4 protein-coding genes are annotated in these 3424 nt (G+C 60.2%); all 4 read left to right on the forward strand.

What is annotated here, in order from left to right; translation table 11 throughout:
* A partial coding sequence (locus PHF79_04130; GenBank protein MDD5318968.1) for a hypothetical protein occupies positions 1–664 on the forward strand: 664 nt, incomplete at its 5' end.
* Positions 665–668: 4 nt separating this feature from the next.
* Positions 669–1040 carry a hypothetical protein gene (locus PHF79_04135; GenBank protein MDD5318969.1) on the forward strand — a complete coding sequence of 124 codons (372 nt, stop codon included), beginning with the start codon at positions 669–671 and terminating at the stop codon, positions 1038–1040.
* Position 1041: 1 nt separating this feature from the next.
* On the forward strand, positions 1042–1770 hold the full coding sequence (locus tag PHF79_04140; protein ID MDD5318970.1) for a hypothetical protein: 729 nt from the start codon (positions 1042–1044) through the stop codon (positions 1768–1770).
* Positions 1771–3424: hypothetical protein (locus PHF79_04145; protein MDD5318971.1), on the forward strand; the 1654-nt coding region annotated here is incomplete at its 3' end.

The following is a 3424-nucleotide window of genomic DNA, read 5'->3' on the forward strand; positions in this document are numbered from 1 at the left end:
CAGCGACGCCGTCATGATTGTGAGGGAAGGGAGGAAATACAACTTCGGCATAATAATCGCCTCCCAGAACCCCACGGACATAAGCGAGGCCATCTTCAGCAACGTTGGCACCACTTTCATACTAAAGGTGAAGTTCGAGAAATACCTGGACTATCTCCAGGGTTCCCTCAACTTCAGCAATTTCATGAGGGACGAAATCTCCCGTTTCGGGGTCGGGCAGTGCGCGGTGAACATGGCTTTTTCCACCGCCGCTCCGTACCCGTCCACCTTCCTGGTGGACAAGATAGAGGGCGAGGAGCCGGCGAGGGAGCTTTTCCTTGAGCTGGAGGGCGTCCTTACGCAGGAGCAAAAGGAGGCGATTGATGTGGCAAGGTCAGTTCCGTTCAATAAGGAGGATTTGAAGAAGAGGCTGCTTGAGTTCGGGCTCAGCGAGGACCGCATTGAGGAGGTGGTTAGGCTGTTTGAGCAGCACAACCGCCACCTTGACGTAGTCTCGTTCATAATCATGCTGGAGCGGTTCGGAATCGCGCGCCCCAACATAACCACGTTCCTCAAGGAGCTGGGCATAGAGGACACGACCATCATCAACATCTTTACCAAGGCGGACAAGAGGAAGGCGGGCGTGAGCGACGCGGAGATAACCCAGGTTTCACTGGAGGGATGAGCGCATGGCAAGGGTATGCTGGATATGCGAAAAGGAGGTCCCCGAAGGGACTCCAATCAGGCGGGACGTCGTGATACGGTTCATCCGCGAGATGAAGAGGAAGCTGGGCATCCTCAAGGGCAACGAGCTCGTCGTCTGCCCCGCCCACCTCGCCGCATACGCGGAGAAGAGGAAGCGGTTCGAGCGCAACCTCGTCCTCTACGCAACCGCCGCGGTCCTCATCGCGATAGGGCTCCCGATTTTGCCCCTGCTCATGGGCGCGGAGTTCAACCCCATGGTGATTGTGTTCGCGCTATTGCTCGCGGCCGCGGTGTTCGCACTTTCCCTTCTGAACTACGTGCCGGCCCTTGAGGCAGGGAAGAAGGGGGGTGCCTGACATGCCCGAGCCCAAGCCCACATCCGCCCCTAAGGTGGACGGCCTCAGGATAGAGGGAAAGATGACCGGCAGGCCCGAGGACATCGCCTCCGCGCTCCGCACCATCTCATTCCTCCGCGTCGCCAAGGAGAAATCCTCCGTGAGCGCCGCATACGTGGAGAGCCGCGACATAAGCAAGAACCCCTATTCCTTCTCGGTGGTGAAGTTCGACAAGAACTATGTGGAGGTCGTTTATACGATCCCCCCGTCCCTCTCCCCCACCCGCAGGAGGATGGACATGCTGCGCTACCTCCTCAACCTGTTCACGCTGGTGGGCGACTATTACGAAGTGGACCCGAAGCTTCCGCTTCAGCTCCTGGAGCAGACCGTCAAGGAGATAGAGGACTTCGCGACGAACGACTACAAGCAGCTCTACTCCACCTACGACACCATGAAGCGGGAGGTGGACACGCTGCGCAGGAACTACGCGCTTCTCAAGAAACAGGTCGGCACCCTCAGCAGGGAGAACTATGACCTGAAGAACGAGAACGACGAGCTCAGGCTGAACATGGAGAAGCTCCAGGGCATGTCCGACAGCGCGCTCAAGACCAAGCTGCAGGAATGGGTGGCGGACCACAGCGGGGGCATGAACGTCTCGGAGTTCTCCAGATTCCACCGCGTGCCCGAAGCCCGCGTTGAGCAGCTCCTGGACGAGCTTGTCAAGGGAGGATTCCTGGAACTGGTGCAGTGAATGGATGCGGACCCCGACCCCGGCGGCCATTACAGGCTTTCAATAAAAAAGCGCTACACCTTTGAGCGCAAGTACAGGCAGGTGGAGGTTCCCCTGGGCGAGAAGATAAAGGAAAAAATATTATTCGCGCTGGGAAGGAGGCCGGCCGAGCCAGCCGCCCCGGTGAAAAGGGCGGGAATGCCCGCTGAGGAGGAAAAGAAGGAGTCCAAGCCCCTGTTCGAGGTGCAGCCCAGGGCGCTCTTCCGCATGGGCGGCCTCATAGGCCTAGTGCTCCTGCTCGGGCTGGTCGCGTTCCTCTTCGCCCAGACAGTCTCCATCCCGGAGCAGAGATGGACCACCGAAGTCGTGGAGGCAACGCTTTCCGCCCGCGTCGTTGATTCCGACATCATAACGATGAGCGACGCCGAGGATTTCCGCCACCCGTACCGCACCGCATATTCCGTTCTCCAGCTGGAATCCACAGGCCTCAGGAACATCACGATAAACGCGGAGGTGTACGGCTCGCCGGTGCCCAATTCCGTATTCGTTTTGCGCAGCAACCGCGCCCAGGCGGAAACGTACCCCGCCTTCCTCTCGTCCCTCGCATCATCCCTCTCCGAATATGGGGTTGGCGTCAATGAGGTATCCATGGGCGAGCTTGACAAGCTGGGCAGCGGCTCGTTCCTCCTGGTGCCGAGCGGCTACATGCCCGAAGGGCTATTGTCCGGTGACAACCCCCTGCTGTACCGGCTCATGGACAGGGGCGTCATCATCCTTTATGTGGGGCAGGATTTCTCCCGCATGCTTTCCGAAAGCGGCGCGGTCGTGCCCGCACCCCAGCTCCCGCCCCGCCTCAGGATAACCTTCTCCGCCTCGCCCGTGTCCTCAGAGATGCCCTTCACGCTCAGGAACGGGCTCTACACCACGTCCGGCCTTGACAGCGCATACTCTTTCGGCGGCTCCTACAGCGTTGCCGCGTACAGGTCCGGCTTCATAATCTTCGCGCCCCAGACGCTTGACGGGGGCTGGGCATCCGCCGCGGACGCCGCATCCGACGTTTCCAACATCTTCATCCGCACATCCTGGCTCACCCCCAAGGCGAAGGCGTCCGTAATCACCCCGCTTTCAGGCAACGACACCTCGGAGATATTCACCCCGCGCTTCGACGGGGATTCCGCCTACGTCAAGGCCTATGGCCACGATGCCGCCTACGGCGCCGGCTTCTACGACGCCTTCCGCGCCGTGAAGGGGACCAGGGGCGAGATATTCATGCGCGGCTACAGCATAATGCCCGGCAGCGTCGCGCCCTCCAATACGGACCTGTTCATCAGCCTCCGCGAGAGCGCGGGCGGCGAGAAATTCATCTTCATCTCGGTCACCAACATCTCCGGGGAGGTGGACCGCTTCAGCACGGGCGGCTCCAGGGCAGGCCTCAACTCCGACCTCACCATCCAGCACGAGTTCAACCTGCCGCCAGGGGATTACATACTGAGCGCCGTGGACCAGGAAGGCAACGCATATGCGCGCTCATACCTGCGCGTGAAGATGCCGCGGGTGGTCCCAGTCTCCATAAACACGGTCTCCGATGTTTACATATTTACCCTCACCGGTGACGGAACCCCGATGGTGGCCCCCTCCATAAATGTGAGGGTCAACGGGGGCCAGTACGGGAGCT

The organism is Candidatus Paceibacterota bacterium (genome assembly GCA_028714275.1).
In the GTDB taxonomy this organism is placed as follows: Bacteria; Patescibacteriota; Minisyncoccia; order Phycocordibacterales; family CAINVO01; genus CAINVO01.